Origin of the sequence: Simiduia aestuariiviva (genome assembly GCF_014192475.1) — a bacterium.
In the GTDB taxonomy this organism is placed as follows: Bacteria; Pseudomonadota; Gammaproteobacteria; order Pseudomonadales; family Cellvibrionaceae; genus Simiduia; species Simiduia aestuariiviva.
Genome location: NZ_JACHXZ010000005.1, coordinates 1 through 21,975, shown reverse-complemented (window position 1 = coordinate 21,975; position 21,975 = coordinate 1). Strand labels below are relative to the sequence as shown.

Genomic DNA, 21,975 nt, shown 5'->3' with positions numbered 1-21,975 from the left:
CCCCAAAGGGGGCTTTTTTTATGAGCTTTTTGTGACTGCTACGTCAGTACCACCCGCGACACTCAGCCTAATCCCACTCCAAAACCCCGACATACCGAAGCCTTTAGCCTAAAAAACGAACATATTCGGGATGCTTTTGCGCCAGTCGTTTTTACGTTCAATACTAGCTGAAATTTAACGCCTAAAAGCCATCAGAGCACTTGCCAAAAAATCTAAGGAACCCATACTAAGGTGGTATTTTTAGAAGTCTGAGTTCCACCGTCTTGCCGTACTAATAGTGACACTTTACTCTTACGTGCAGCGCCAAGACGCAATGGATAGCAAATCATAATTAATATGGACTCGAGAATGATGAACGCCACCAGTGCATCTCAAAAAGCCAGCGCCGAAACCATGGTGCTGCTGAGCGAATCCAGCATGCAATCTAAAATGCTGGCCAATCTCATGTCTGACAAGCTCCAATTAGACTGCCGCTTGGCCGACCAGCCTCAACAGGTTGGGCAAATGCTCGATAGCGAACAGTCACTATTATTAATTGACGCTCAACACTTCGACATGAATGCACTGCGCAGCCTACTGCAAAACCTACAGAGCAAGCACAATCGTTTAGTGATCGCACTGTTCAATGTCATCCAAAATTCCGAGCAAGAACATTTGGCAGAATGGCCTCAAGTTAAAGGGCTGTTTTACATTAATGCCGATCACAATCAATTGCTTAAAGGCCTAGGCGCACTCATATCTGGCCACCTTTGGCTGCCGCGCGAAGTCACCCACCAACTGATAGAACAAAATCGTCGCCCCCCGATGGACGCTGGGTCTCGGCAAATGCTGACCCGCCGCGAACTTCAAATTATGGAATTGCTCGCTGGCGGCGCAACAAACTTGCAGATTGCGGAAGCACTATTCGTGAGTGAACACACCATAAAAAGCCACCTTTACAACGTGTTCAAAAAAATCGATGTGAAAAATCGGTTGCAGGCATCTAATTGGGCGAGAAATAACATTTAATCATGCATCACATTTCGTGGCTTTTAGTTGCCACAGGGTTGCTTTTACTGCCGATCCAATTTAGCTGCGCAGACGACATTGACGACGAAATTTCGGGCTTCACTCACGACAGCACCATTACGCGGGTAGGGCACGAGTTCGCACGCTATCTCGGTGACTACCGAAATACCAATTTCTCCCAAAACAACGATTACAACCTCACCGTTTATGAGCGCCCCTCCGCGCGCTGGGGTAGCCTTATCTGGGTCACGCTGGATAATCGCGAAGTTTACCGCCGCTTTTTACCGCCAGGGAAAGTTGACCTGAGCAATGAAGCGACAAGTGCCGCACAATACATCCACAACCAAGCCCAACAGCAACAATTACAGATGTTGTTTATGGACACATTTGATCTCGCTCAGGACGAATATTGAGACACGACCATGAATAAAAAAACGCCCCTGCTTGGCATATTGCTCGGCTGTAGCATTCATGCCACCGGCATTGCATCAGAGCTGATTTACACTCCCGTCAATCCAAATTTTGGCGGCAATGCACTGAATGGTAGCTACCTACTGGGCAATGCCAGCGCCCAAGACACCAATAAAAATCCAGATCTGGGAGATGGCTACCAAGCGCCATCCGATATCGAGCGATTCACCAGCTCATTGCAGTCGCGCCTGCTCAACCAGTTACTCACGGATGTAGGCAACGGCAACAGCGGCAGCTTGCAAACAGATGCATTTATCGTCGATCTAGTCGACGATGGAGGCGTGTTAACCGTAATCATCACTGATAAGAACACTAATGATGTAACGGAAATCGTGGTTTCCGGACTGAACCCCCAGAACTAAATTCAGGAAGAATTATGCGCGCCCATTATTTCAAGCAGCTCGCGCTGCCTTGTCTGCTATTGCTGCTAACTGGCTGCCAGACCGTAAAAGATACCAACGAAAATCTTTTCGGACCCGAGATCAGCAAATCTACGCTGACACCAAGAGCTAGCACCTATCGAGATTTAATAAGCCTCCCACAGCCACGGGGGAAAATTGTTGCTACGGTCTACACCATTCGCGACCAAACAGGGCAATACAAGCCCATGCCGGCCAGTTCATTTTCAACGGCGGTTACGCAAGGCGCGACCGCCATGCTGGTAAACGCTATGAATGATTCTGGCTGGTTCATTCCTCTAGAGCGCGAAGGTTTACAAAACCTACTAACCGAAAGAAAGATAATTCGCGCCGCGCTAAAAAAGCCCAATACACCGCAAAACAATGACGAGGAGCTGCCCTCATTACTGGCAGCCAATGTCTTGATCGAAGGCAGCGTTGTAGCCTACGAATCCAATATCAAAACCGGTGGCGCCGGAGCGCGCTATTTTGGGATTGGCGCTTCCGAACAATACCGATCAGACCAAGTGACCGTTAACTTACGAGCAATCGACATACGATCCGGACGAATTTTACACAGCGTTATGACGAGTAAATCAATACTGTCACAGGAGCTGAGTGGTGGCGTATTTCGCTTTGTGGAATTCAAACGACTATTGGAAGTTGAAGCGGGCATGACGACCAATGAACCGGCACAAATGTGCGTTTTATCTGCACTAGAAGCGGCATTAATTCACCTAATTGCCGACGGTTTGAAGAAAAACAGTTGGTCTTTAGCGAATCCTGAAGAATTAAATAATCCTGTACTTCAGCAATACTTATCGCAAACACCTGACATTCTTTAGCACTTCTTGCACATGGACGTGCATGTTTATTTTTCACTCACGCTAAATAACTAATAAATTAAATGACGATTAATTCAGGCATGAATTTAGCCTTGGTGTCCGGGCTTAAAATCCACACTTAAGCGCGATAGAGACAATGTGAAACAAACCACAAAATGAGCCCGACATTCATAAACGTGGTTGCCAACTTACATGGACGACTTACACAAAAGACGATGGAAAAACGTCGCCAATACTGTGGTTTTTTGCACCTGCCTCCTGTCTTTGTTCAACATCGCCTCGGCCGCGCCGCTCCCGTCTGACCAGCAATCCGATATCGACACACACAACCTAGACTTATTCGGCGACGAATTGGCAAGCCTTGCGCCAATGGGTACGAATAACCTTGCGGTTAGCATTCAGCACGGCAGTGACAACACCACCGCCAGCCTACAAACCGGTTTTGGCAATAGCACAGCATCGCTGCAGGCAGGATTTGGCAATGTCTTATCCGTAGAGCAACTAGGCGATCGACACATCAGCCTAACGCAACAGTCCGGCGACCTTCACATTGCCACTATCGTTCAAAGTGGCTCGCACAATCAGAGCACCCTGGTTCAAATCGGCTCGGGCAATGAGGCAAACATTGCCCAGCACGGCGCCGATAATCGCAGTTTAGTCAAACAAGTTGGCTACCAAAACTCTGCCACTGTTCACCAACACGGCTCAAGTTTAACGAGTGTGGTTGTTCAGTATGGCAACCATCAAACCACGACCGTTCGACAACTTCAGTAAGACCCATACTTAATCAATAAGGAAGATGCTATGAAAAAACATATAACTCCACTTGCACTTGCTATCGCACTGATCAGCTCTGGCGCAATTGCTGACAACAGCATTGCAACCGCAGATCAAATTGGCGACAACAACACGGCCACCATAGACCAGACAGCAGTTAACGATGGCATAGCAACTGTATTTCAAGACGGCAGCGGCAATGGTGCAGCCATTGTGCAAGGCGATAGCTTAGCCCCGATGACCGCCACCATCGACACCGTAGGCATCGATAACCGCGCAGCTATCACTCAAAATGACAGCTGGTATGCTGAAGGCGCAATTGTGCAAGACGGCGAGGGCAACAACGCACAGATTACACAAACCATGGTTTCCGATGTAGCCACCGCCACCATCAGCCAAGTCTACGCGTGGGACAATATGGCCTCCATTGATCAAACAGACTCCGCGCTGAGCACGGCGACTATCGATCAAACCATTGCTGAAGGTAATAACGCTGAGATTCAGCAGCAGTCTGCATTCAACAGTAATGCCACCATCAGTCAGTACTACACGCTGGGTGACCAAGCTTTTATTTATCAAACTGGCGACTACCATGAGGCCAACATCTCACAAGACGATTCATGGTATGCCGAAGCGAACATCAGCCAAGAAGGCATGATGCATACCGCTAATATTAGCCAGACAGCGATCTCCGATAGCTCCCTTGCCGACATCACCCAAGTGGGCTTCGGCAACAACGCGAACATCAATCAAGATCAATCAATGGAGAGCGAAGCCATTGTTGACCAAAACGGTGACATGCTGCAGGCAGACATCGCTCAAGGTGCCGGCGATCAAAACTTGGCCTTGATCGTGCAGACCGGTGCATTTAACACCGCAGCCATTGATCAACCTGGTGCACAAAATATGGCTGATATCGATCAATCTGGCGAAATGAACATGGCAGACGTTCAGCAAATGGGTACTGGCAACATGGCATCTGTGCTTCAAACCGGTTACGGCATGGCGGACAACCCCAACATCGCCACTGTTCAGCAGGGCGGCATGAATGATATGGCTATCATCACCCAATCTAGTGGTGCTGGTAACCATGCCATAATTACGCAAAATTAATTTGTTGCGCTGATACACCAAGGGGCCTTTGGGCCCCTTTTTCTTTTCTGACAGTCCTGCTCTCAGGCTCTATAATGGTCGGTTTTCAACCACTAGAGAGTTGTTAAGTGGATAGCATTCAAGTCCGTGGGGCGCGCACCCACAACCTAAAGAATATCGACCTAGACATCCCCCGCGACAAGCTGGTAGTCATCACCGGACTGTCGGGCTCAGGTAAGTCGTCACTCGCGTTTGACACCCTGTACGCGGAAGGTCAGCGTCGCTATGTAGAATCGCTATCAACCTACGCCCGTCAGTTCTTATCCATGATGGAAAAGCCCGACGTGGATCATGTTGAGGGCCTAAGCCCTGCAATTTCCATCGAGCAGAAGTCCACCTCTCATAACCCGCGCTCCACCGTTGGCACCATAACGGAGATCTATGATTACCTGCGATTGCTGTATGCGCGCGTAGGCGAGCCTCGCTGCCCCGTCCACGGGGAACCATTAGCCGCGCAAACCGTCAGCGAAATGGTGGATCAGGTATTGGCATTGCCTGAAGGCAGCAAGATCATGTTGCTCGCGCCCTTGGTGCGCGATCGCAAAGGTGAGCACTTACATATCATGGAGCAGTTGCAGCGCGACGGCTTCATTCGCGCGCGGATCAACGGACTCGTTGTAGATCTAGACGATGCCCCGCAACTCGATAAGAAGAAGAAACACAGTATCGAAGTGGTCATAGACCGCTTTAAAGTAAAGGATGATCTCCAGTTACGCCTCGCGGAATCCTTTGAGACGGCACTCAATCTCGCAGACGGGCAAGCTATCATCAGCTACATGGATGGCGATGGCGAAGACCGTATCTTCAGCGCCAAGCACGCCTGCCCCATTTGTGACTACAGCTTAGCGGAACTCGAACCTCGCCTGTTTTCCTTCAACAATCCAGCCGGCGCCTGCCCCAGCTGTGACGGCCTTGGCGCCAAGCAATTTGTCGATGAAGAAAAAGTAGTCCACGACCCCGAGTTGACGCTCGCGGAAGGGGCAATTCGCGGCTGGGACCGCCGCAATGTTTACTACTTTCACATGCTTACCTCCATTGCGGATCACTATGGTTTTTCAATAGACACGCCTTGGAAAAAATTGCGGAAGAAAGACCGCGAGTCGGTGCTTTATGGTTCGGGCACGCAAGAGATTTCCTTCCGCTACGTTAATGACAGAGGCGATATTTACCAACGTACGCATCGCTTTGAAGGGGTGCTACCCAACATGGAGCGCCGCTACCGCGACACAGATTCTCAAATGGTGCGCGAAGATCTAGCGAAATTTCTTTCCCATCAACTTTGCCCTGAGTGCGATGGCACACGACTAAGGCGCGATGCGCGCAACGTGTTTGTAGACAATAAAACATTGCCAGAAATTACCAGCTTGCCGGTAGGTGATGCCTTTACCTACTTCGAGCAACTGAAGTTTAAAGGTCGCAAGCAGGAAATCGCCAGTAAGATTCTGAAGGAGCTACGCGACCGCTTTCAATTTTTGGTGGACGTTGGTTTAAATTACCTTTCCCTGAATCGCAGCGCCGACACTTTGTCCGGCGGCGAAGCCCAGCGCATTCGCTTAGCTAGCCAAATAGGCGCCGGGCTAGTCGGCGTCATGTACATTCTAGATGAGCCATCCATTGGCTTACACCAACGAGACAATGAACGCTTACTGCGCACGCTGACGCACCTGCGGGATTTAGGCAATACCGTCATCGTGGTTGAGCATGATGAGGATGCGATTCGCAGTGCCGACTACCTGATCGATATCGGCCCAGGCGCCGGTGTTCATGGCGGCGAAGTGGTTGCAGCGGGCACGTATAAACAAGTGCTGAAAGCGAAAAACTCACTTACCGCCGACTATCTATCGGGTCGCCGTTCGATTGCCGTACCTCCCAAAAGGCACGAGAATCGCAAAGATGCCCAACTGGTGCTGAGCGGCGCAACAGGTAACAACCTGAAAGATGTAACACTGTCGATTCCCGTTGGGCTGATGACGTGCGTTACGGGCGTATCTGGGTCCGGTAAATCAACGCTGATTAACGCGACCTTACATCCCTTAGCGGCAACAGCATTGAATAAAGCCACCACCCTAAAAGCTGCGCCTTACAAAAAAGTCGAAGGGCTGGACCAATTTGATAAGTGTGTCGATATCGACCAAAGCCCCATTGGCCGCACACCGAGATCTAACCCTGCCACCTACACCGGTATATTTACCCCGATCCGCGACATCTTTGCGGGCACGCAAGAATCTCGTTCGCGCGGCTACAAACCTGGACGCTTCAGTTTCAACGTTAAAGGCGGGCGCTGCGAAGCCTGCCAGGGTGATGGCGTTACGAAAGTTGAAATGCATTTTCTGCCGGACGTGTTCGTGCCCTGCGATGTATGTAAAGGCAAACGCTACAACCGGGAAACGCTTGAAGTTAAATTCAAGGGTAAGAACATACACGAAGTTTTAGACTTAACTGTTGAGGATGCCCGGGAATTTTTCGACGCGGTGCCCGCCATTGCCAAAAAACTACAAACCTTAATGGACGTAGGTCTATCCTATATTCGCCTGGGCCAAGCCGCCACCACCCTATCGGGCGGTGAAGCGCAACGAGTTAAGCTTTCCCGCGAGCTCAGTAAGCGAGATACAGGTAAAACGCTCTATATTCTTGATGAGCCTACCACTGGACTGCACTTTTACGACATACAGCAGCTGCTAAACGTGCTGCATCGACTAAGAGACCACGGCAACACCGTTGTCGTCATTGAGCACAACCTAGATGTCATTAAGACCGCCGACTGGGTGGTTGATCTTGGTCCCGAGGGCGGTAGCGGCGGCGGTGAAATAATTGCCGAGGGAACGCCTGAAGCCGTTGCCAAAATGAAACATTCCCATACGGGTCAATTTCTAAAGCCCTTGCTAGCCAGCGCGGCAAAGGCCAGCAGCCAGACCAAGAAAAAAACCAACACCAAAGCCTCTAGAACATAGAGGCCATTGGGGTAACGTAAACCAAAACATCCCCACAGCCCTCTCAATATCGCCTTTTCGAGATCTACTCAAGTTGCCGGCCGATCTAAATGGCCGGCCTACCCCTCAACTTCGGGGCGCGCTCACCAATAAATATTAGGCATAAAAAAACCGGGCTAAGCCCGGTCTTTTTAAGATGAAGCGCTGATTACTCGGCAGCTTCTTCTTTTGCGTTGCGATCGACTAGTTCGACATAGGCCATAGGCGCTTTGTCACCAGTACGCAGACCACACTTCAAAATACGAATATAACCGCCGGGACGGGCTTCGAAACGTGGGCCTAGTTCGTTAAACAGCTTACCTACCGCTTTGTCGTTGTTCAAACGGCTGAACGCCAAACGACGGTTGGCAACACTGTCAGTCTTCGCCAATGTGATCAAGGGTTCTACGACGCGACGCAGTTCCTTGGCCTTAGGCAAAGTGGTTTTGATCAGTTCATGCTCAACCAGTGAGATAGCCATATTTTTAAACATGGCCTTACGGTGTGAGCTGTTTCGATTCAGTTGACGGCCACTTTTACGATGACGCATGACGCTAAATCCTATACGTTCTGATTGCTATATCAGCAAATCTTGTTAAGCGCGTGGCGAACCACGCGCAGAATCTACCTACTTATCGTCTGTACGCAAGCTAGCCGGTGGCCAGTTTTCGAGACGCATGCCCAAAGACAAGCCGCGCGAGGCAAGGATGTCTTTGATTTCGGTGAGTGATTTTTTACCCAGGTTCGGAGTCTTTAACAGCTCAACTTCAGTGCGCTGAATAAGGTCGCCGATGTAGTAAATGTTTTCTGCTTTCAGGCAGTTAGCTGAGCGTACGGTAAGCTCAAGGTCATCAACTGGGCGCAACAGCACCGGATCGATTTCCTCTTCTTTACGTACTGGCTCGGCTTCTTTTTCGCCTTCCAGATCAACAAATACTGCCAACTGCTGCTGCAGGATAGTCGCGGCGCGACGAATGGCTTCCTCGGGCTCAATAGTGCCGTTGGTTTCCAAATCGAGCACCAGCTTATCCAAATCGGTGCGCTGCTCAACGCGCGCACTTTCAACAGAGTAAGCTAAACGCTTCACCGGGCTGAAGGATGCATCCAACTGCAGACGACCAATAGCACGAGTTTCTTCCTCGTCACTATGACGCTGATCAGCGGGCTCGTAGCCACGACCGCGAGCAACGGTCAATTTCATATTCAGCGCTTTGTCGCCAGTGATATGGGCAATCACGTGATCGGGATTTTTAATCTCGACTTCGTGATCTACCTGAATATCAGCGGCAGTAACAACGCCTGCGCCCTTTTTCGACAAAGTCAGTTCAACCTGATCTTTGCCGTGCATGACTACTGCTACACCCTTCAGGTTAAGCAGGATTTCGATAACGTCTTCCTGCACACCTTCAATAGCACTGTACTCGTGTTGTACACCGTCGATTTTTACTTCGGTGATCGCACAGCCGGGCATGGAAGAAAGCAAGATGCGACGTAACGCATTGCCCAATGTATGACCGAAGCCACGCTCCAGAGGCTCTAAGACCACCTTTGAGCGGGTTGAGCTCAATTCGGTAACGTCGATATGACGCGGTGTATAAAACTCGTTTACTGCACTCTGCATAGCCGTTCCTGTTAGCGGTTAATTACTTGGAGTAAAGTTCAACGATCAGGTTTTCGTTGATATCGGCTGGCAAGTCTGCGCGATCGGGAACACGCTTGAACGTGCCTTCCTTCTTGTCGCTGCTTACATCAACCCATTCAACGTCTGCGCGCTGAGCTGCCAAGGTCAAAGCCTGCTGAATACGCAGTTGAGCTTTGGCTTTCTCACGAACAGAAACCACATCGCCTTCAGCTACTTGATAAGACGGGATGTTAACAGTCTTGCCGTTAACCAAAATCGCCTTATGAGAAACCAGCTGGCGGCTTTCGGAACGAGTAGAACCGAAACCCATACGGTAAACAACGTTATCTAAACGTGTTTCCAACAGCTTCAACAGGTTTTCACCGGTTGCACCCTTGCGACGGGCTGCTTCTTTGTAGTAACCGCGGAATTGCTTTTCCAGAACGCCGTAAATGCGACGAACTTTTTGCTTTTCGCGAAGCTGCACACCGTAGTCCGACAAACGGCCACGACGCTGGCCATGCATGCCAGGTGCAGTTTCAGCTTTACATTTTGAATCTAGCGGGCGAGCACCACTTTTAAGGAACAGATCTGTTCCTTCGCGACGCGCCAGCTTACACTTTGGTCCGATATAACGTGCCATTGTTCAGTCCCCTTAAACGCGACGCTTCTTGGAAGGACGGCAGCCGTTGTGTGGAATCGGCGTGACGTCTACGATGTTGGTGATTTTGTAGCCAACATTATTAAGCGCGCGAACAGCAGATTCGCGGCCTGGGCCTGGGCCCTTTACTTCCACGTCGAGGTTCTTCAAGCCGTATTCTTGCGCAGCCTGACCAGCACGCTCAGCAGCTACCTGAGCAGCGAAGGGCGTACTTTTACGTGAACCACGGAAACCTGAACCACCGGCAGTCGCCCATGAAAGGGTGTTACCCTGACGGTCAGTGATGGTCACAATCGTGTTGTTAAAAGAAGCATGGATGTGGGCAACACCATCAACCACGGTCTTTTTGACTTTCTTGCGAACAGTCTTATTACTTGGCTTGGCCATAGCAATCTCTTCCTAAACCTTTGGTTACCGAAAAGCCAATTACTTCTTGATTGGCTTGCGCGGACCCTTACGGGTGCGGGCGTTTGTCTTGGTGCGCTGACCGTGTACGGGCAGATTGCGACGGTGACGTAGACCGCGGAAACAACCCAGATCCATCAATCGCTTGATGTTCATGTTGATTTCACGACGCAGATCGCCTTCCACAGTACGCTTGGTGACTTCACCACGCAGCACATCCAATTGTTCTTCGGACAACTCGCCAACCTTGGTCGTTTCAGCAATACCAGTCTCAGCTAAAATTTGCTGAGCTGTGGTACGACCAATGCCGAACACGTAGGTCAAGGAGATAACCGCATGTTTGTTATCTGGTATGTTGACACCAGCAATACGGGCCATTCAATTTACTCCATAAAGCATAAAATTGTAGCGTTGACAGCAATACACGCCACCCACCACACCAAAAGGCGCGGCAGGATAGCGAATATACCAGCAAAATGCAATAGCCCGGGGATTACTCCCCGGGCGACAGTCAACGCCCCCTATCCCAAAACAGCCCTCAAATGGTGCTGTCGTGGGTTGTCCAAGCCCTAGGGCTCAGACGAAAATTAGCCCTGACGCTGCTTGTGGCGCGGCTCAACACTGCAGATTACCCGCAGAACACCGTTGCGCTTAACCATTTTACAGTTGCGGCAAACTTTCTTAACTGAAGCACGAACTTTCATTTTCTACCTCGCTTAAATCAGCCCCGACCCTAGCGGCCGACACTCTTCAAGTTGGATTTCTTCATCAGTGAATCGTACTGATGAGACATTAAATGGGCCTGAACTTGTGACATAAAGTCCATAACCACCACGACCACAATCAACAATGACGTTCCACCTAAATAGAAGGGAACATTCGTTGCAACAATCAGGAACTGCGGTAATAAACACACAGCCGCCATGTACAGTGCACCTACGACAGTCAGGCGTGTAAGTACCGAATCAATGTACTTAGCGGACTGATCTCCAGGGCGTATGCCCGGAATGTAAGCACCAGACTTTTTCAAATTGTCCGCGACTTCTTTAGGGTTGAACATCAACGCTGTATAGAAGAAGCAGAAAAAGATGATCATGCCAGCAAACAGTACAAAGTTCAGTGGCTGCCCTGGACCAATGGCCAGCGCTAGCTCCTGCAGGAATTCCGCACCCGCGCCCTCTCCCTGTCCGAACCAACTGGAGATTGACGCCGGGAACAGCAACAGGCTACTCGCGAAAATGGGGGGAATTACGCCCGCCATATTCACTTTCAGTGGCAAGTGGCTGCTTTGTGCTGGCATTGCCTGACGCCCTTGCTGACGCTTGGCGTAGTTTACAGTGATACGACGCTGACCGCGCTCTACACGCACCACAAACCAAACAATCAATATCGCAAGGAAGGTGATCGCCAGCAGCATCAGGATGTGAAGGTCGCCCTGACGTGAGCTCTCAAACGCCTGCCCCACCGCACTTGGCAAACCGGCCACAATACCTGCGAAGATCAGCATGGAAATACCATTACCGATACCGCGCTCTGTTACCTGCTCGCCTAACCACATCATGAATACCGCGCCGGTTACCAACGACACGACAGCAATGAAGTAGAAGCTGAATCCTGGCTCGCCACCGTACGCCTGGCCGGAAAAACCGACGGCCATGGCTATACCTTGGAAGGTCGCCAACATTACTGTGAAGTAACGAGTGTACTGACTGATTTTGCGGCGACCTGCGTCACCCTCCTTCTTGAGCTGCTCCAACGAAGGCGTCACCGCCGTCATCAGCTGCATGATAATAGAGGCGGAGATGTAGGGCATAATGCCCAACGCCAAAATACTCATGCGCTCGAGTGCACCGCCAGAGAACATGTTAAACAAACCCAAGATGGTGCCTTGGTTTTGATTAAACAGGCTCGCCAGACGATCTGGATCCAAGCCCGGTACAGGGATGTGAGTCCCTATCCGGTAAACCACAATAGCCAGAAACAGAAAACGAAGGCGAGCCCAAAGCTCGCCTAATCCCTTCTGATTTCCTAATGGCAGATTACTCGCCATTGGGACCTCGTCTTATTCTTCTACTTTACCGCCAGCGGCTTCAATTGCAGCCTTGGCACCCTTGGTCACAGCCAAACCTTTTACAGTTACTGCTTTAGTCAGCTCGCCAGACAGCATGATCTTGGCGCGCTTGATGTTGGTGCCGATGATATCAGCACGCTTCAGCGCATCCAAATCTACAATCTCGCCTTCTACCTTGTTCAGCTCAGCCAAACGAATCTCAGCAGTTACGCGACCGATACGTGAGGTGAAACCAAATTTTGGCAGACGCTTCTGCAAAGGCATTTGACCGCCTTCGAAGCCTGGACGAACACTACCGCCTGAACGGGATTTCAAACCCTTGTGACCGCGACCAGCAGTCTTGCCTAACCCACTACCAATACCGCGACCTACGCGCTTCTTGGAGTGAACGCGACCGGGGTTGGGGCTTAGAGTATTCAAACGCATGCTTACTCTCCCTCTACCTGGACCATATAGGTCACTTTGTTAATCATTCCACGTACCGCAGGCGTGTCTTCCACCTCTACGGTGTGACCGATGCGACGCAGCCCCAGACCTTTCAAGCAAGCCTGGTGGTTCTTCAGGCGGCCGATTGAGCTTTTCACCTGAGTCACTTTGACAGTTTTCTTAGCCATGGTCGTTCCGAATTCTCAGTTCTATATCCCAGGCGTTAGCCCAAAATGTCTTCAACACTTTTGCCACGCTTGGCAGCGACGGATTCCGGAGAAACCATGGCCTTCAGCGCATCAAATGTCGCACGCACAACGTTTACCGGGTTGGTAGAGCCGTAGCACTTTGACAGAATGTTTTGGACGCCAGCAATTTCTAATACAGCGCGCATTGCACCACCGGCGATAACACCAGTACCTTGCGAAGCAGGCTGCATGTAAACTTTTGAGCCACCGTGACGACCCTTCGTTGGGTACTGGATGGTATCACCATTCAGCTCAACTTGGATCATGTTGCGACGGGCAGCTTCCATAGCCTTCTGAATGGCGATTGGCACTTCACGCGCCTTGCCACGGCCGAAGCCTACTTTACCATTGCCGTCACCTACCACTGTCAGCGCGGTGAACGCGAAAATGCGGCCGCCCTTTACGGTTTTAGCAACACGGTTAACCTGAACCAACTTCTCTTGTAAGCCTTCAGAGTTAGCTTTGTCTTTTTGATCGTAAGCCATGATTCAACCTTTAGAATTCCAGGCCGGCTTCACGCGCGGCGTCGGCCAATGCTTTAATTCGACCGTGGTATTTGAAACCACTGCGATCGAACGCTACTTGGGTCACGCCAGCGGCTTTCGCACGCTCAGCGATCAGACTGCCAACAGCCTTGGCGGCTTCTACGTTGCCTGTCTTACCTTCACGCAAGCTCTTATCCAGAGTTGATGCGCAAGCCAGCACTTTGGCGCCTTCGCCAGAAATAATCTGGGCGTAGATGTGGCGGGGAGTGCGATGAATCGTCAAGCGAGTCACTTTGAGCTCGGCGATTTTCGCACGAGCACGGCGAGCACGACGCTGACGAGCAATTTTCTTGTCGCTCATAACCTAGCCCTACTTCTTCTTAGCTTCTTTACGTAGTACGTTTTCGTCGCTATAGCGAACACCCTTGCCTTTGTAAGGCTCTGGTGGACGGAATGCGCGAATCTCAGAGGCAACCTGACCAAGCAATTGCTTGTCGGCGCTCTTTAGTACTACTTCGGTCTGACTAGGGGTCTCAGCCTTTACACCTTCCGGTAAGGTGTAATCAATAGGGTGAGAAAAGCCCAACGTCAGGTTTACAGTGTTTCCAGATGCTTTCGCACGGTAACCAACACCGATCAAGGTCAGCTTCTTTTCGAAGCCTTCAGTAACACCCTTAACCATGTTATTTACCAGCGCACGGGCGGTGCCCGCTTGCGCATTGGACTGCTTGGCGTTGTCGCGCGGCGCGAAAGTCAGAACGTTACCGTCCTGCTTTACTTCCACAGCAGTGTGGACCGCGAGTGCCAATGTACCTTGCTTGCCTTTAATAGTGATGTCTTGGCCTTTCAGGCTAACATCAACGCCAGCAGGTATTTCAACCGGACTTTTTGCAACTCGTGACATGACGACTTCCCGTTAGAATACAGTGCAGAGCACTTCACCGCCCACGCCAGCAGCACGCGCTGCGCGGTCGGTCATAACACCTTTACTGGTAGAAACGATCGCTACACCCAGTCCACCACGGACCGAAGGCAGCTCATCCTTACCAGCATAATTACGTAGGCCTGGACGGCTTACACGGTCAAGCTCAGCAATTACTGGCTTACCTTCGTAATATTTCAGATCAACAGTCAGCTCTGGCTTGACGCCTTCGCTTACAGAAAAACCTGTAATATAGCCTTCTTCTTGCAGCACGCGTGCAACGCTTGCCTTCAAGTTGGAAGACGGCATGGTTACGCTTGGCTTACCAACCATTTGCGCATTTCGAACGCGGGTCAGCATATCTGCCAAAGGATCTTGCATACTCATTGGATTCTGCTCCTGAAAACAGCCGTCTATTACCAGCTAGATTTAACCAGACCAGGCACGTCACCGCGCATGGCTGCTTCACGCAACTTGTTACGGCACAGGCCGAACTTGCGGTATACAGCGTGCGGGCGACCAGTCAGACGACAGCGACGCTGTTGACGACTAGGGCTGGCATCACGTGGCATAGCCTGCAGTTTCTGCTGTGCGTCCCATACTTCCTCGTCAGAGGATGCTGTGCTACTGATAATAGCTTTCAGCTCGGCACGCTTGGCAGCGAATTTGGCTACTGTTTTTGTACGCTTTAATTCGCGTGCAATCATAGATTTCTTGGCCATAGTCCTACCCTTATCCTTTGAACGGGAAGTTGAACGCTTTTAACAGCGCGCGACCTTCCTCATCGTTACGAGCGGTAGTAGTGATACAGATATCAAGACCGCGGATTTTATCGATTTTATCGTAATCGATTTCCGGGAAAATGATCTGCTCAGTAACGCCCATAGAGAAGTTACCACGACCGTCAAACTGCTTAGGGCTTACGCCACGGAAGTCACGGATACGTGGGATCGCGATGGAAACCAAGCGATCGAGGAATTCGTACATACGATCCTGACGCAGGGTTACCTTACAGCCGATGGGCCAACCATCACGAATTTTAAAACCAGCAATGGATTTACGGCTCTTGGTAATTACTACCTTCTGACCCGCAATTTGCTCCAAGTTGGCAACAGCGTGCTCAAGCACTTTTTTGTCGCCAACCGCTTCACCTACACCCATGTTAAGAGTGATTTTGGTGATGCGTGGAATTTCCATCACATTCGCCAGTCCCAGCTCTTGCTTGAGCTTGGGCGCGATTTCTTTTTTGTAAAGATCTTTCAGCCTAGCCATTTCTGCTACCTGGTCTGCTTATGCGTCTACGGCTTCGCCGCTGGATTTAAAGACGCGAATCTTCTTCCCGTCTTCGAGAATTTTGAAGCCTACGCGATCTGCTTTCTGTGTTGCAGCATTAAAGATTGCAACATTAGAAACCTGAATCGGAGCCTCTTTTTCAATGATCCCACCAGGAACCTGCAATTGCGGGTTCGGCTTCTGGTGCTTCTTGATCATGTTTATACCTGAAACAACCAAACGATTGTCGGCCAGTACGCGCACAACTTTGCCACGCTTGCCCTTATCGCGCCCGGCGATAACAACCACTTCGTCATCACGTTTGATCTTACGCATTTGCCTGTCCTCGATTCTCTGACTCTGGCCTGTACTTACAGTACTTCAGGTGCCAGAGAAATGATTTTCATAAACTTGTCACCGCGAAGCTCACGAGTTACCGGCCCAAAAATACGAGTGCCGATAGGAGCGTCTTGGTTGTTAAGTAGTACAGCTGCGTTGTCATCAAATTTGATCAGCGATCCGTCTGGGCGGCGAACACCTTTTTTAGTGCGCACTACGACAGCCTTCATCACTTGACCCTTTTTGACCTTACCGCGAGGAATGGCTTCCTTCACGGTGACCTTGATGATGTCACCAACAGATGCATAACGACGATGTGAACCGCCCAGCACCTTGATACACATAACGCGGCGAGCACCACTGTTGTCAGCCACTTCTAAGTAGGATTCAGTTTGAATCATGGTCCGTCTCCGAAACTCTTAATCGAGCGTTACTGAATTAAATTTCAGCAGCGCGCTCTTCAATTTTAACTAAAGCCCAAGACTTAGTTTTCGAGAGAGGACGAGATTCAGCGATGGTGACCAGGTCACCAATCTTGCACTCGTTTTTCTCATCATGAGCCTTCAACTTAGACGACTTACTTACATACTTGCCGTAAATCGGGTGCTTTTCGCGACGCTCAATCAGCACAACAATGGACTTGTCCATCTTGTCGCTAACAACTTTACCAGTCAGCGTACGCGCAGTTTTATTTGCCTGATCCATTGTTAATTACCTGCCTTTTCGGTCAGCACTGTCTTGATACGTGCGATGTCGCGACGAGCTTTCTTCAACAGATGAGTCTGACTCAGTTGGCCAGTGGCCGCCTGCATACGGAGCTTGAACTGAGCCTGAAGCTCATCCAACAGCGCCGCATTCAGCTCTTGAACTGATTTTTCGCGGAGTTCTGAAGTTTTCATTACATCACCGTACGCTTAACGAAAGTTGTAGTCAGCGGCAGTTTGGCTGCAGCCAGAGCGAAGGCTTCGCGAGCCAGTTGCTCGGATACACCTTCCATCTCATACAACACCTTGCCTGGTTGAATCTGAGCTACCCAGTATTCAACGTTACCCTTACCTTTACCCTGACGTACTTCCAAGGGCTTTTCGGTAATTGGCTTGTCTGGGAACACACGGATCCAGATCTTACCGCCACGTTTAATGTGACGAGTCATCGCACGACGAGCCGCTTCAATCTGACGAGCAGTGATGCGACCACGACCGATGGCTTTTAAGCCAAATTCGCCAAAGCTAACCTTGGAGCCACGCTGGGCCAAGCCGCGGTTGCGGCCCTTCATTTGCTTACGAAACTTTGTACGCTTCGGTTGCAGCATCTTGCGTACCCCTTACTTAGAAGACTTCTTCTTAGGCGCTGGAGTTTCTACGGGTGCTTCACCACCCAAAACTTCGCCCTTGAAGATCCATACTTTCACGCCAATGATGCCGTAAGTGGTTTTCGCCTCGGCAGTGGCGTAGTCAATGTCAGCACGCAGGGTGTGCAACGGCACACGACCTTCGCGATACCATTCAGAACGAGCAATTTCTGCACCGCCTAAACGACCGCCAACCTGTACCTTGATACCTTCAGCACCCTGGCGCATGGCGTTTTGCACAACGCGCTTCATAGCGCGACGGAACATCACACGACGCTCCAACTGTTGTGCAACACTTTGTGCTACCAGAGCCGCATCCAGATCAGGCTTGCGGATTTCTTCGATGTTGATGTGCACAGGCACGCCCATTTTGGCGGTGATTGCACTGCGCAACTTTTCAACGTCTTCGCCTTTTTTACCGATCACAATGCCTGGACGGGCAGTGTGGATGGTAACGCGAGCAGTATTCGCAGGACGCTCGATATCAATGCGACTAACAGACGCATGTGCAAGCTCCTTTTGAATGTACTCACGCACTTTCAAATCGGTGTAAAGCTTATCTGCGTATTCATCACTACCGGCATACCAAACAGAAGTATGCTTCTTAACGATACCCAGACGAATACCTGTCGGATGTACTTTCTGACCCATAACGCCTGCTCTCTTACTTGTCTGCTACTTTAACGGTAATGTGGCAGGTGCGCTTCATAATGCGGTCTGCGCGACCTTTAGCACGAGGCTGAATACGCTTCATTGTCAGACCTTCATCAACAAAGATCGTAGAAACTTTCAACTCGTCCACATCAGCACCGTCGTTGTGCTCTGCGTTAGCAATCGCAGATTCCAAAACTTTCTTAATAATGGCGGCGCCTTTTTTAGGGCTGAACGCCAGAATGTCGAGAGCTTCATCTACGGCCTTGCCACGAATCTGGTCGGCGACCAGTCGAGCTTTCTGCGCCGATAAGCGAGCGCCGCGTAATTTTGCTGCTACTTCCATCGTCATAACCTCAAATTAGCGCTTCTTCGCTTTCTTATCCGCGATATGACCGCGGTAAGTACGAGTGGCGGCGAATTCGCCCAGCTTATGACCAACCATTTCTTCGTTGACCAGAACCGGAACGTGTTGACGCCCGTTGTGCACAGCAATCGTCAGACCAACCATATCTGGCATGATCATCGAACGACGCGACCAGGTTTTAACTGGACGACGATCATTCTTTTCGATCGCTGCTTCGACCTTCTTCAACAGGTGAAGATCGATGAAAGGACCTTTCTTCAGTGAACGTGGCACTGCAATTCCCCTATCAGCTAAGTCGCGCGATTACTTCTTGCCGCGACGACGAACAATCATGTTATCTGTGCGCTTGTTACTACGAGTCTTATAACCCTTAGTTGGCACACCCCATGGAGTTACCGGATGACGACCACCTGAGGTGCGGCCTTCACCACCACCGTGTGGGTGATCTACCGGGTTCATCGCCACACCGCGAACGGTTGGACGTACACCGCGCCAGCGTTTGGCACCGGCTTTACCCAGTGAGCGCAAGCTGTGTTCGCTGTTGGACACTTCACCCAACGTCGCACGACATTCGCTCAACACTTTACGCATCTCACCACTGCGCAAACGCAGGGTTGCATAAGCACCATCACGAGCAACCAGCTGAGCTGATGTACCAGCAGAACGCACCATTTGTGCACCCTTACCAGGCTTCAACTCAATACAGTGAATTACAGAACCCACTGGAATGTTGCGCAAAGGCAATGCATTACCAGGCTTGATAGGTGCTGCATCGCCACTGATGATTTGATCGCCAGCACTTACACCCTTAGGCGCAATAATGTAGCGACGCTCACCGTCGGCATAACAAACCAGAGCGATATTCGCGCTACGGTTTGGATCGTATTCCAGACGCTCTACTTTGGCAGGAATACCATCTTTAGTGCGCTTAAAATCGATTACACGGTAATGCTGCTTGTGACCACCACCGATATGACGGGTAGTGATACGACCGTTGTTGTTACGACCGCCGGTCTTGGATTTCTTTTCCAACAAGGGCGCATAAGGTGCACCTTTGTGTAGATCAGGATTAACAACGCTCTCAACGAAGCGACGACCGGGAGACGTTGGTTTACGTTTTACAATTGCCATCTCAACAATCCCCTTACTCTGCTACTGCAAAGTCAATGTCTTGACCCTGCTCGAGACGTACGTAAGCCTTTTTCCAATCGCTCTTTTGGCCCATACCGTGCTTAGTGCGTTTGGTTTTACCCTTCACATTAATGGTACGAACACCTTCAACTTTTACATTGAAGAGCTTTTCGACAGCGGCTTTAATCTCAGCTTTCTCAGCGCTCGGAAGCACCTTGAAAACCACCTGATCTTGTTCACCAGCACCGGCAGCTTTTTCAGAAATTACCGGACCGAGCAACACTTTATACATGCGTTCTTGGTTCATCCCAGCATCTCCTCAAGCTTCTTCAGCGCAGGCACAGTGACCACAACCTTGTCGAAGCGGATTAAGCTAACAGGGTCTACACCCTCAGCATCACGCACATCAACTTTATGCAGGTTGCGCGCTGCAAGATAAAGATTCATGTTCAGCTCTTCAGTTACGATCAATACATCAGAAAGATTGTATTGCGCCAACTGACCCACCAAAGCCTTGGTTTTTGGGGCTTCCAGCTCGAAGCTATCAACCACAACCAAGCGCTCCTGACGAGCGAGCTCAGACATGATGCACTGCATAGCAGCGCGGTACATTTTCTTGTTCAGCTTCTGATCAAAACTGCGTGGCTTGGCGGCAAATGTAACGCCACCAGTACGCCATAGCGGACCACGAGTGGTACCCGCACGCGCACGACCAGTGCCTTTTTGACGCCAAGGCTTGGCGCCACCACCAGAAACCTCTGCACGAGTTTTCTGGGCCTTGGTTCCCTGACGCGCCGCTGCCATATAAGCAACAACTGCCTGGTGCACCAAGTCTTGATTAAACTCACGAGCAAACGCTACGTCGGATACGTTAACCGTACCTTTTGCGCCTGCTGGAGTAGTGATATTCAATTCCATGGTCGATCCCCCTCGGAAACTTAGCCGTTGCTGCGCGCTTTAACAGCCGGACGCACGATAACGTCGCCACCCGGAGCTCCGGGAACAGCGCCTTTAATCAACAGCAAATTACGCTCTGCATCGACCTTAACCACTTCCAAGTTCTGAACAGTTACACGCTCAGCACCCATGTGGCCGGTCATTTTTTTGCCTTTGAATACGCGGCCAGGAGTCTGGCACTGGCCGATAGAGCCAGGGACGCGATGAGAAAGGGAGTTACCGTGGGTGGCATCCTGGGTGCGGAAATTCCAGCGCTTAACCGTGCCGGCAAAACCTTTACCCTTGGAGGTACCAGTGACATCTACGATTTGACCAACTTCGAAAGCGGTAACAGTGATTTCTGCACCCACTTCAAAAGCTTCGCCACCGTCATTGCGCAGCTCATACAAAGCACGACCGGCTTCAGTATTTGCTTTGGCAAAGTGACCAGCAGCAGATTTAACAACACGTGAGGCGCGACGCGAACCCAAGGTAACCTGCACAGCAGAGTAACCATCAGTTTCGACGCTCTTCACCTGAGTGATGCGGTTGGGATCAACCTCAACCACAGTGACAGGAATAGAAACACCGTCATCAGTAAAGATACGGGTCATGCCGCTTTTGCGACCGACAATACCTATTGTCATTTTAATAACCTCAATGGTGTACGGGGCTTTTACCCGCTATGGCCGCCCATTTCAGAGCGTTACACACACCTGCACCACCCCAGTGGGCAGGCAGCAATGTTAATTATCCGAGACTAATTTGAACTTCGACACCAGCAGCTAGGTCCAGCTTCATTAAGGCGTCTACAGTTTTTTCTGTAGGCTCAACAATATCCAACAAACGCTTATGTGTGCGGATTTCGTACTGATCGCGCGCGTCTTTATTAACGTGCGGTGAAACCAGAACGGTGAAACGCTCGCGACGAGTAGGCAGCGGAATCGGACCACGCACTTGTGCACCCGTACGTTTTGCTGTCTCGACGATTTCCTGAGTAGACGCGTCGATCAACTTGTGATCGAAAGCCTTCAGGCGAATGCGTATGCGCTGATTCTGCATCTGAACCAAACTCCAAAATACTATAAAGAACAATCCGCCAGGGGAAATCCCTGAAAAACGGAGGCGCAATATTAAGGGCCGACCGACCCTCTGTCAAGCGCTCGTTGAAAAAACAGCCAAAACAGCTAAATCATCAATAAAAACAAACACTTAACTAACGACATAGCCCTGCAACTGCAGGGCTATGCGGCCATCAGCACCAGGGTGCTGGCAGCAATCACCGATTACTCGATGATTTTTGCAACAACACCGGCACCAACAGTACGGCCACCTTCGCGAATCGCGAAACGCAGACCGTCTTCCATAGCGATAGGTGCAATCAGGGTAACGGTCATCTGAACGTTATCACCTGGCATTACCATCTCAACGCCCTCTGGCAGCTCACATGCGCCAGTTACGTCAGTAGT

At 50.5% G+C, this 21,975-nt stretch carries 36 protein-coding genes; 7 read left to right on the top strand and 29 right to left on the bottom strand.

The window, feature by feature from the left end; genetic code table 11:
- Window positions 1-348 precede the first annotated feature (348 nt).
- From FHS30_RS16130 to uvrA, 7 genes are all read left to right on the top strand, one after another.
- Window positions 349-1,008, top strand: coding sequence for a LuxR C-terminal-related transcriptional regulator (locus FHS30_RS16130; protein WP_183911561.1), 660 nt, complete (start codon window positions 349-351; stop codon window positions 1,006-1,008).
- A gap of 2 nt (window positions 1,009-1,010) precedes the next feature.
- On the top strand, window positions 1,011-1,421 hold the full coding sequence (locus FHS30_RS16125) for a CsgE family curli-type amyloid fiber assembly protein (protein WP_183911560.1): 411 nt from the start codon (window positions 1,011-1,013) through the stop codon (window positions 1,419-1,421).
- Between the two features lie 9 nt (window positions 1,422-1,430).
- On the top strand, window positions 1,431-1,841 hold the full coding sequence (locus FHS30_RS16120; protein ID WP_183911559.1) for a curli assembly protein CsgF: 411 nt from the start codon (window positions 1,431-1,433) through the stop codon (window positions 1,839-1,841).
- 14 nt (window positions 1,842-1,855) lie between these two features.
- Window positions 1,856-2,722, top strand: a complete 867-nt coding sequence (locus FHS30_RS16115; protein ID WP_183911558.1) for a CsgG/HfaB family protein — start codon at window positions 1,856-1,858, stop codon at window positions 2,720-2,722.
- 192 nt (window positions 2,723-2,914) lie between these two features.
- On the top strand, window positions 2,915-3,496 hold the full coding sequence (locus tag FHS30_RS16110; RefSeq protein ID WP_183911557.1) for a hypothetical protein: 582 nt from the start codon (window positions 2,915-2,917) through the stop codon (window positions 3,494-3,496).
- 30 nt (window positions 3,497-3,526) lie between these two features.
- Complete coding sequence (locus FHS30_RS16105) at window positions 3,527-4,612, top strand: hypothetical protein (RefSeq protein ID WP_183911556.1); 1,086 nt, start codon at window positions 3,527-3,529, stop codon at window positions 4,610-4,612.
- Between the two features lie 107 nt (window positions 4,613-4,719).
- Window positions 4,720-7,602, top strand: coding sequence for an excinuclease ABC subunit UvrA (gene uvrA / locus FHS30_RS16100; protein ID WP_183911555.1), 2,883 nt, complete (start codon window positions 4,720-4,722; stop codon window positions 7,600-7,602).
- A gap of 187 nt (window positions 7,603-7,789) precedes the next feature.
- On the opposite strand, the gene rplQ is transcribed toward uvrA, so the two are convergent.
- From rplQ to FHS30_RS15955, 29 genes are all read right to left on the bottom strand, one after another.
- Window positions 7,790-8,170, bottom strand: coding sequence for a 50S ribosomal protein L17 (gene rplQ, locus FHS30_RS16095; protein WP_183911554.1), 381 nt, complete (start codon window positions 8,168-8,170; stop codon window positions 7,790-7,792).
- Between the two features lie 78 nt (window positions 8,171-8,248).
- The gene (locus tag FHS30_RS16090) at window positions 8,249-9,241 is read right to left on the bottom strand and encodes a DNA-directed RNA polymerase subunit alpha (RefSeq protein WP_183911553.1); all 993 of its coding nucleotides are present in this window, start codon (window positions 9,239-9,241) and stop codon (window positions 8,249-8,251) included.
- A gap of 22 nt (window positions 9,242-9,263) precedes the next feature.
- Complete coding sequence (gene rpsD / locus FHS30_RS16085) at window positions 9,264-9,884, bottom strand: 30S ribosomal protein S4 (protein WP_183911552.1); 621 nt, start codon at window positions 9,882-9,884, stop codon at window positions 9,264-9,266.
- Between the two features lie 12 nt (window positions 9,885-9,896).
- Complete coding sequence (rpsK, locus tag FHS30_RS16080) at window positions 9,897-10,289, bottom strand: 30S ribosomal protein S11 (protein WP_183911551.1); 393 nt, start codon at window positions 10,287-10,289, stop codon at window positions 9,897-9,899.
- A 39-nt stretch (window positions 10,290-10,328) separates the two neighbouring features.
- On the bottom strand, window positions 10,329-10,685 hold the full coding sequence (gene rpsM, locus FHS30_RS16075; protein ID WP_183911550.1) for a 30S ribosomal protein S13: 357 nt from the start codon (window positions 10,683-10,685) through the stop codon (window positions 10,329-10,331).
- A gap of 209 nt (window positions 10,686-10,894) precedes the next feature.
- On the bottom strand, window positions 10,895-11,011 hold the full coding sequence (gene rpmJ, locus FHS30_RS16070) for a 50S ribosomal protein L36 (RefSeq protein ID WP_015047163.1): 117 nt from the start codon (window positions 11,009-11,011) through the stop codon (window positions 10,895-10,897).
- 29 nt (window positions 11,012-11,040) lie between these two features.
- Window positions 11,041-12,357: a preprotein translocase subunit SecY gene (gene secY, locus FHS30_RS16065; protein ID WP_183911549.1), complete on the bottom strand. Its 1,317-nt coding sequence runs from the start codon at window positions 12,355-12,357 to the stop codon at window positions 11,041-11,043.
- Window positions 12,358-12,369: 12 nt separating this feature from the next.
- Window positions 12,370-12,804 carry a 50S ribosomal protein L15 gene (gene rplO, locus FHS30_RS16060; protein ID WP_183911548.1) on the bottom strand — a complete coding sequence of 145 codons (435 nt, stop codon included), beginning with the start codon at window positions 12,802-12,804 and terminating at the stop codon, window positions 12,370-12,372.
- A gap of 2 nt (window positions 12,805-12,806) precedes the next feature.
- Window positions 12,807-12,992 carry a 50S ribosomal protein L30 gene (rpmD, locus tag FHS30_RS16055; protein ID WP_183911547.1) on the bottom strand — a complete coding sequence of 62 codons (186 nt, stop codon included), beginning with the start codon at window positions 12,990-12,992 and terminating at the stop codon, window positions 12,807-12,809.
- Between the two features lie 35 nt (window positions 12,993-13,027).
- Window positions 13,028-13,537: a 30S ribosomal protein S5 gene (gene rpsE, locus FHS30_RS16050; RefSeq protein ID WP_183911546.1), complete on the bottom strand. Its 510-nt coding sequence runs from the start codon at window positions 13,535-13,537 to the stop codon at window positions 13,028-13,030.
- A gap of 10 nt (window positions 13,538-13,547) precedes the next feature.
- Window positions 13,548-13,898 (bottom strand): 50S ribosomal protein L18, encoded by a 351-nt coding sequence (gene rplR / locus FHS30_RS16045; protein WP_183911545.1) that lies wholly within the window; start codon window positions 13,896-13,898, stop codon window positions 13,548-13,550.
- 9 nt (window positions 13,899-13,907) lie between these two features.
- Window positions 13,908-14,441 carry a 50S ribosomal protein L6 gene (rplF, locus tag FHS30_RS16040; RefSeq protein ID WP_183911544.1) on the bottom strand — a complete coding sequence of 178 codons (534 nt, stop codon included), beginning with the start codon at window positions 14,439-14,441 and terminating at the stop codon, window positions 13,908-13,910.
- 12 nt (window positions 14,442-14,453) lie between these two features.
- Window positions 14,454-14,846, bottom strand: coding sequence for a 30S ribosomal protein S8 (gene rpsH / locus FHS30_RS16035; protein WP_183911543.1), 393 nt, complete (start codon window positions 14,844-14,846; stop codon window positions 14,454-14,456).
- 29 nt (window positions 14,847-14,875) lie between these two features.
- On the bottom strand, window positions 14,876-15,181 hold the full coding sequence (gene rpsN, locus FHS30_RS16030; RefSeq protein WP_183911542.1) for a 30S ribosomal protein S14: 306 nt from the start codon (window positions 15,179-15,181) through the stop codon (window positions 14,876-14,878).
- Window positions 15,182-15,191: 10 nt separating this feature from the next.
- Complete coding sequence (gene rplE / locus FHS30_RS16025) at window positions 15,192-15,731, bottom strand: 50S ribosomal protein L5 (RefSeq protein WP_183911541.1); 540 nt, start codon at window positions 15,729-15,731, stop codon at window positions 15,192-15,194.
- 18 nt (window positions 15,732-15,749) lie between these two features.
- Complete coding sequence (gene rplX, locus FHS30_RS16020; protein ID WP_183911540.1) at window positions 15,750-16,067, bottom strand: 50S ribosomal protein L24; 318 nt, start codon at window positions 16,065-16,067, stop codon at window positions 15,750-15,752.
- A gap of 35 nt (window positions 16,068-16,102) precedes the next feature.
- Window positions 16,103-16,471, bottom strand: coding sequence for a 50S ribosomal protein L14 (gene rplN / locus FHS30_RS16015; RefSeq protein ID WP_183911539.1), 369 nt, complete (start codon window positions 16,469-16,471; stop codon window positions 16,103-16,105).
- A 37-nt stretch (window positions 16,472-16,508) separates the two neighbouring features.
- The gene (rpsQ, locus tag FHS30_RS16010; RefSeq protein WP_183911538.1) at window positions 16,509-16,775 is read right to left on the bottom strand and encodes a 30S ribosomal protein S17; all 267 of its coding nucleotides are present in this window, start codon (window positions 16,773-16,775) and stop codon (window positions 16,509-16,511) included.
- Window positions 16,776-16,777: 2 nt separating this feature from the next.
- Window positions 16,778-16,969, bottom strand: coding sequence for a 50S ribosomal protein L29 (rpmC, locus tag FHS30_RS16005; protein WP_183911537.1), 192 nt, complete (start codon window positions 16,967-16,969; stop codon window positions 16,778-16,780).
- Window positions 16,969-17,382: a 50S ribosomal protein L16 gene (gene rplP, locus FHS30_RS16000; RefSeq protein WP_183911536.1), complete on the bottom strand. Its 414-nt coding sequence runs from the start codon at window positions 17,380-17,382 to the stop codon at window positions 16,969-16,971. The genes rpmC and rplP overlap by 1 nt, the downstream gene beginning before the upstream one ends.
- A gap of 12 nt (window positions 17,383-17,394) precedes the next feature.
- Entirely contained in the window at window positions 17,395-18,072 is a 678-nt protein-coding gene (gene rpsC / locus FHS30_RS15995) for a 30S ribosomal protein S3 (protein WP_183911535.1), read from the bottom strand.
- Between the two features lie 13 nt (window positions 18,073-18,085).
- The gene (rplV, locus tag FHS30_RS15990) at window positions 18,086-18,418 is read right to left on the bottom strand and encodes a 50S ribosomal protein L22 (RefSeq protein WP_183911534.1); all 333 of its coding nucleotides are present in this window, start codon (window positions 18,416-18,418) and stop codon (window positions 18,086-18,088) included.
- Between the two features lie 15 nt (window positions 18,419-18,433).
- Window positions 18,434-18,712, bottom strand: coding sequence for a 30S ribosomal protein S19 (gene rpsS / locus FHS30_RS15985; RefSeq protein ID WP_183911533.1), 279 nt, complete (start codon window positions 18,710-18,712; stop codon window positions 18,434-18,436).
- A 30-nt stretch (window positions 18,713-18,742) separates the two neighbouring features.
- Entirely contained in the window at window positions 18,743-19,570 is an 828-nt protein-coding gene (gene rplB / locus FHS30_RS15980) for a 50S ribosomal protein L2 (RefSeq protein ID WP_183911532.1), read from the bottom strand.
- 13 nt (window positions 19,571-19,583) lie between these two features.
- A complete protein-coding gene (rplW, locus tag FHS30_RS15975) occupies window positions 19,584-19,877 on the bottom strand; it encodes a 50S ribosomal protein L23 (protein WP_183911531.1) in 294 nt (97 codons plus the stop codon).
- Complete coding sequence (gene rplD, locus FHS30_RS15970) at window positions 19,874-20,488, bottom strand: 50S ribosomal protein L4 (RefSeq protein ID WP_183911530.1); 615 nt, start codon at window positions 20,486-20,488, stop codon at window positions 19,874-19,876. Before rplD ends, rplW begins: the two co-directional genes overlap by 4 nt.
- A gap of 20 nt (window positions 20,489-20,508) precedes the next feature.
- Window positions 20,509-21,153 carry a 50S ribosomal protein L3 gene (gene rplC / locus FHS30_RS15965; RefSeq protein WP_183911529.1) on the bottom strand — a complete coding sequence of 215 codons (645 nt, stop codon included), beginning with the start codon at window positions 21,151-21,153 and terminating at the stop codon, window positions 20,509-20,511.
- Window positions 21,154-21,256: 103 nt separating this feature from the next.
- Window positions 21,257-21,568: a 30S ribosomal protein S10 gene (gene rpsJ, locus FHS30_RS15960; protein WP_183911528.1), complete on the bottom strand. Its 312-nt coding sequence runs from the start codon at window positions 21,566-21,568 to the stop codon at window positions 21,257-21,259.
- Between the two features lie 224 nt (window positions 21,569-21,792).
- On the bottom strand, window positions 21,793-21,975 hold a 183-nt coding region (locus tag FHS30_RS15955; protein WP_484592902.1), incomplete at its 5' end, for an EF-Tu C-terminal domain-related protein.

Bases quoted from the DNA above. Each gene is read 5' to 3' on its own strand.
- rplE (WP_183911541.1), bottom strand. From the start codon at position 15,731: ATGGCTAGGCTGAAAGATCTTTACAAAAAAGAAATCGCGCCCAAGCTC.
- rpsM (WP_183911550.1), bottom strand. From the start codon at position 10,685: ATGGCCCGTATTGCTGGTGTCAACATACCAGATAACAAACATGCGGTT.
- rplN (WP_183911539.1), bottom strand. From the start codon at position 16,471: ATGATTCAAACTGAATCCTACTTAGAAGTGGCTGACAACAGTGGTGCT.
- rpmC (WP_183911537.1), bottom strand. From the start codon at position 16,969: ATGAAAACTTCAGAACTCCGCGAAAAATCAGTTCAAGAGCTGAATGCG.
- rpsE (WP_183911546.1), bottom strand. From the start codon at position 13,537: ATGGCTTACGATCAAAAAGACAAAGCTAACTCTGAAGGCTTACAAGAG.
- FHS30_RS16115 (WP_183911558.1), top strand. From the start codon at position 1,856: ATGCGCGCCCATTATTTCAAGCAGCTCGCGCTGCCTTGTCTGCTATTG.
- rpsK (WP_183911551.1), bottom strand. From the start codon at position 10,289: ATGGCCAAGCCAAGTAATAAGACTGTTCGCAAGAAAGTCAAAAAGACC.
- rplD (WP_183911530.1), bottom strand. From the start codon at position 20,488: ATGGAATTGAATATCACTACTCCAGCAGGCGCAAAAGGTACGGTTAAC.
- FHS30_RS16130 (WP_183911561.1), top strand. From the start codon at position 349: ATGATGAACGCCACCAGTGCATCTCAAAAAGCCAGCGCCGAAACCATG.
- rplO (WP_183911548.1), bottom strand. From the start codon at position 12,804: ATGCGTTTGAATACTCTAAGCCCCAACCCCGGTCGCGTTCACTCCAAG.
- rplR (WP_183911545.1), bottom strand. From the start codon at position 13,898: ATGAGCGACAAGAAAATTGCTCGTCAGCGTCGTGCTCGCCGTGCTCGT.
- FHS30_RS16110 (WP_183911557.1), top strand. From the start codon at position 2,915: ATGGACGACTTACACAAAAGACGATGGAAAAACGTCGCCAATACTGTG.
- rpmD (WP_183911547.1), bottom strand. From the start codon at position 12,992: ATGGCTAAGAAAACTGTCAAAGTGACTCAGGTGAAAAGCTCAATCGGC.
- rplF (WP_183911544.1), bottom strand. From the start codon at position 14,441: ATGTCACGAGTTGCAAAAAGTCCGGTTGAAATACCTGCTGGCGTTGAT.
- rplB (WP_183911532.1), bottom strand. From the start codon at position 19,570: ATGGCAATTGTAAAACGTAAACCAACGTCTCCCGGTCGTCGCTTCGTT.
- FHS30_RS16090 (WP_183911553.1), bottom strand. From the start codon at position 9,241: ATGCAGAGTGCAGTAAACGAGTTTTATACACCGCGTCATATCGACGTT.
- rplW (WP_183911531.1), bottom strand. From the start codon at position 19,877: ATGAACCAAGAACGCATGTATAAAGTGTTGCTCGGTCCGGTAATTTCT.
- rplX (WP_183911540.1), bottom strand. From the start codon at position 16,067: ATGCGTAAGATCAAACGTGATGACGAAGTGGTTGTTATCGCCGGGCGC.
- rplC (WP_183911529.1), bottom strand. From the start codon at position 21,153: ATGACAATAGGTATTGTCGGTCGCAAAAGCGGCATGACCCGTATCTTT.
- rpmJ (WP_015047163.1), bottom strand. From the start codon at position 11,011: ATGAAAGTTCGTGCTTCAGTTAAGAAAGTTTGCCGCAACTGTAAAATG.
- FHS30_RS16120 (WP_183911559.1), top strand. From the start codon at position 1,431: ATGAATAAAAAAACGCCCCTGCTTGGCATATTGCTCGGCTGTAGCATT.
- FHS30_RS16125 (WP_183911560.1), top strand. From the start codon at position 1,011: ATGCATCACATTTCGTGGCTTTTAGTTGCCACAGGGTTGCTTTTACTG.
- rpsJ (WP_183911528.1), bottom strand. From the start codon at position 21,568: ATGCAGAATCAGCGCATACGCATTCGCCTGAAGGCTTTCGATCACAAG.
- rpsD (WP_183911552.1), bottom strand. From the start codon at position 9,884: ATGGCACGTTATATCGGACCAAAGTGTAAGCTGGCGCGTCGCGAAGGA.
- rplQ (WP_183911554.1), bottom strand. From the start codon at position 8,170: ATGCGTCATCGTAAAAGTGGCCGTCAACTGAATCGAAACAGCTCACAC.
- secY (WP_183911549.1), bottom strand. From the start codon at position 12,357: ATGGCGAGTAATCTGCCATTAGGAAATCAGAAGGGATTAGGCGAGCTT.
- rpsQ (WP_183911538.1), bottom strand. From the start codon at position 16,775: ATGGATCAGGCAAATAAAACTGCGCGTACGCTGACTGGTAAAGTTGTT.
- FHS30_RS16105 (WP_183911556.1), top strand. From the start codon at position 3,527: ATGAAAAAACATATAACTCCACTTGCACTTGCTATCGCACTGATCAGC.
- rpsC (WP_183911535.1), bottom strand. From the start codon at position 18,072: ATGGGTCAGAAAGTACATCCGACAGGTATTCGTCTGGGTATCGTTAAG.
- rplV (WP_183911534.1), bottom strand. From the start codon at position 18,418: ATGGAAGTAGCAGCAAAATTACGCGGCGCTCGCTTATCGGCGCAGAAA.
- rpsH (WP_183911543.1), bottom strand. From the start codon at position 14,846: ATGAGTATGCAAGATCCTTTGGCAGATATGCTGACCCGCGTTCGAAAT.
- rpsN (WP_183911542.1), bottom strand. From the start codon at position 15,181: ATGGCCAAGAAATCTATGATTGCACGCGAATTAAAGCGTACAAAAACA.
- rplP (WP_183911536.1), bottom strand. From the start codon at position 17,382: ATGCTGCAACCGAAGCGTACAAAGTTTCGTAAGCAAATGAAGGGCCGC.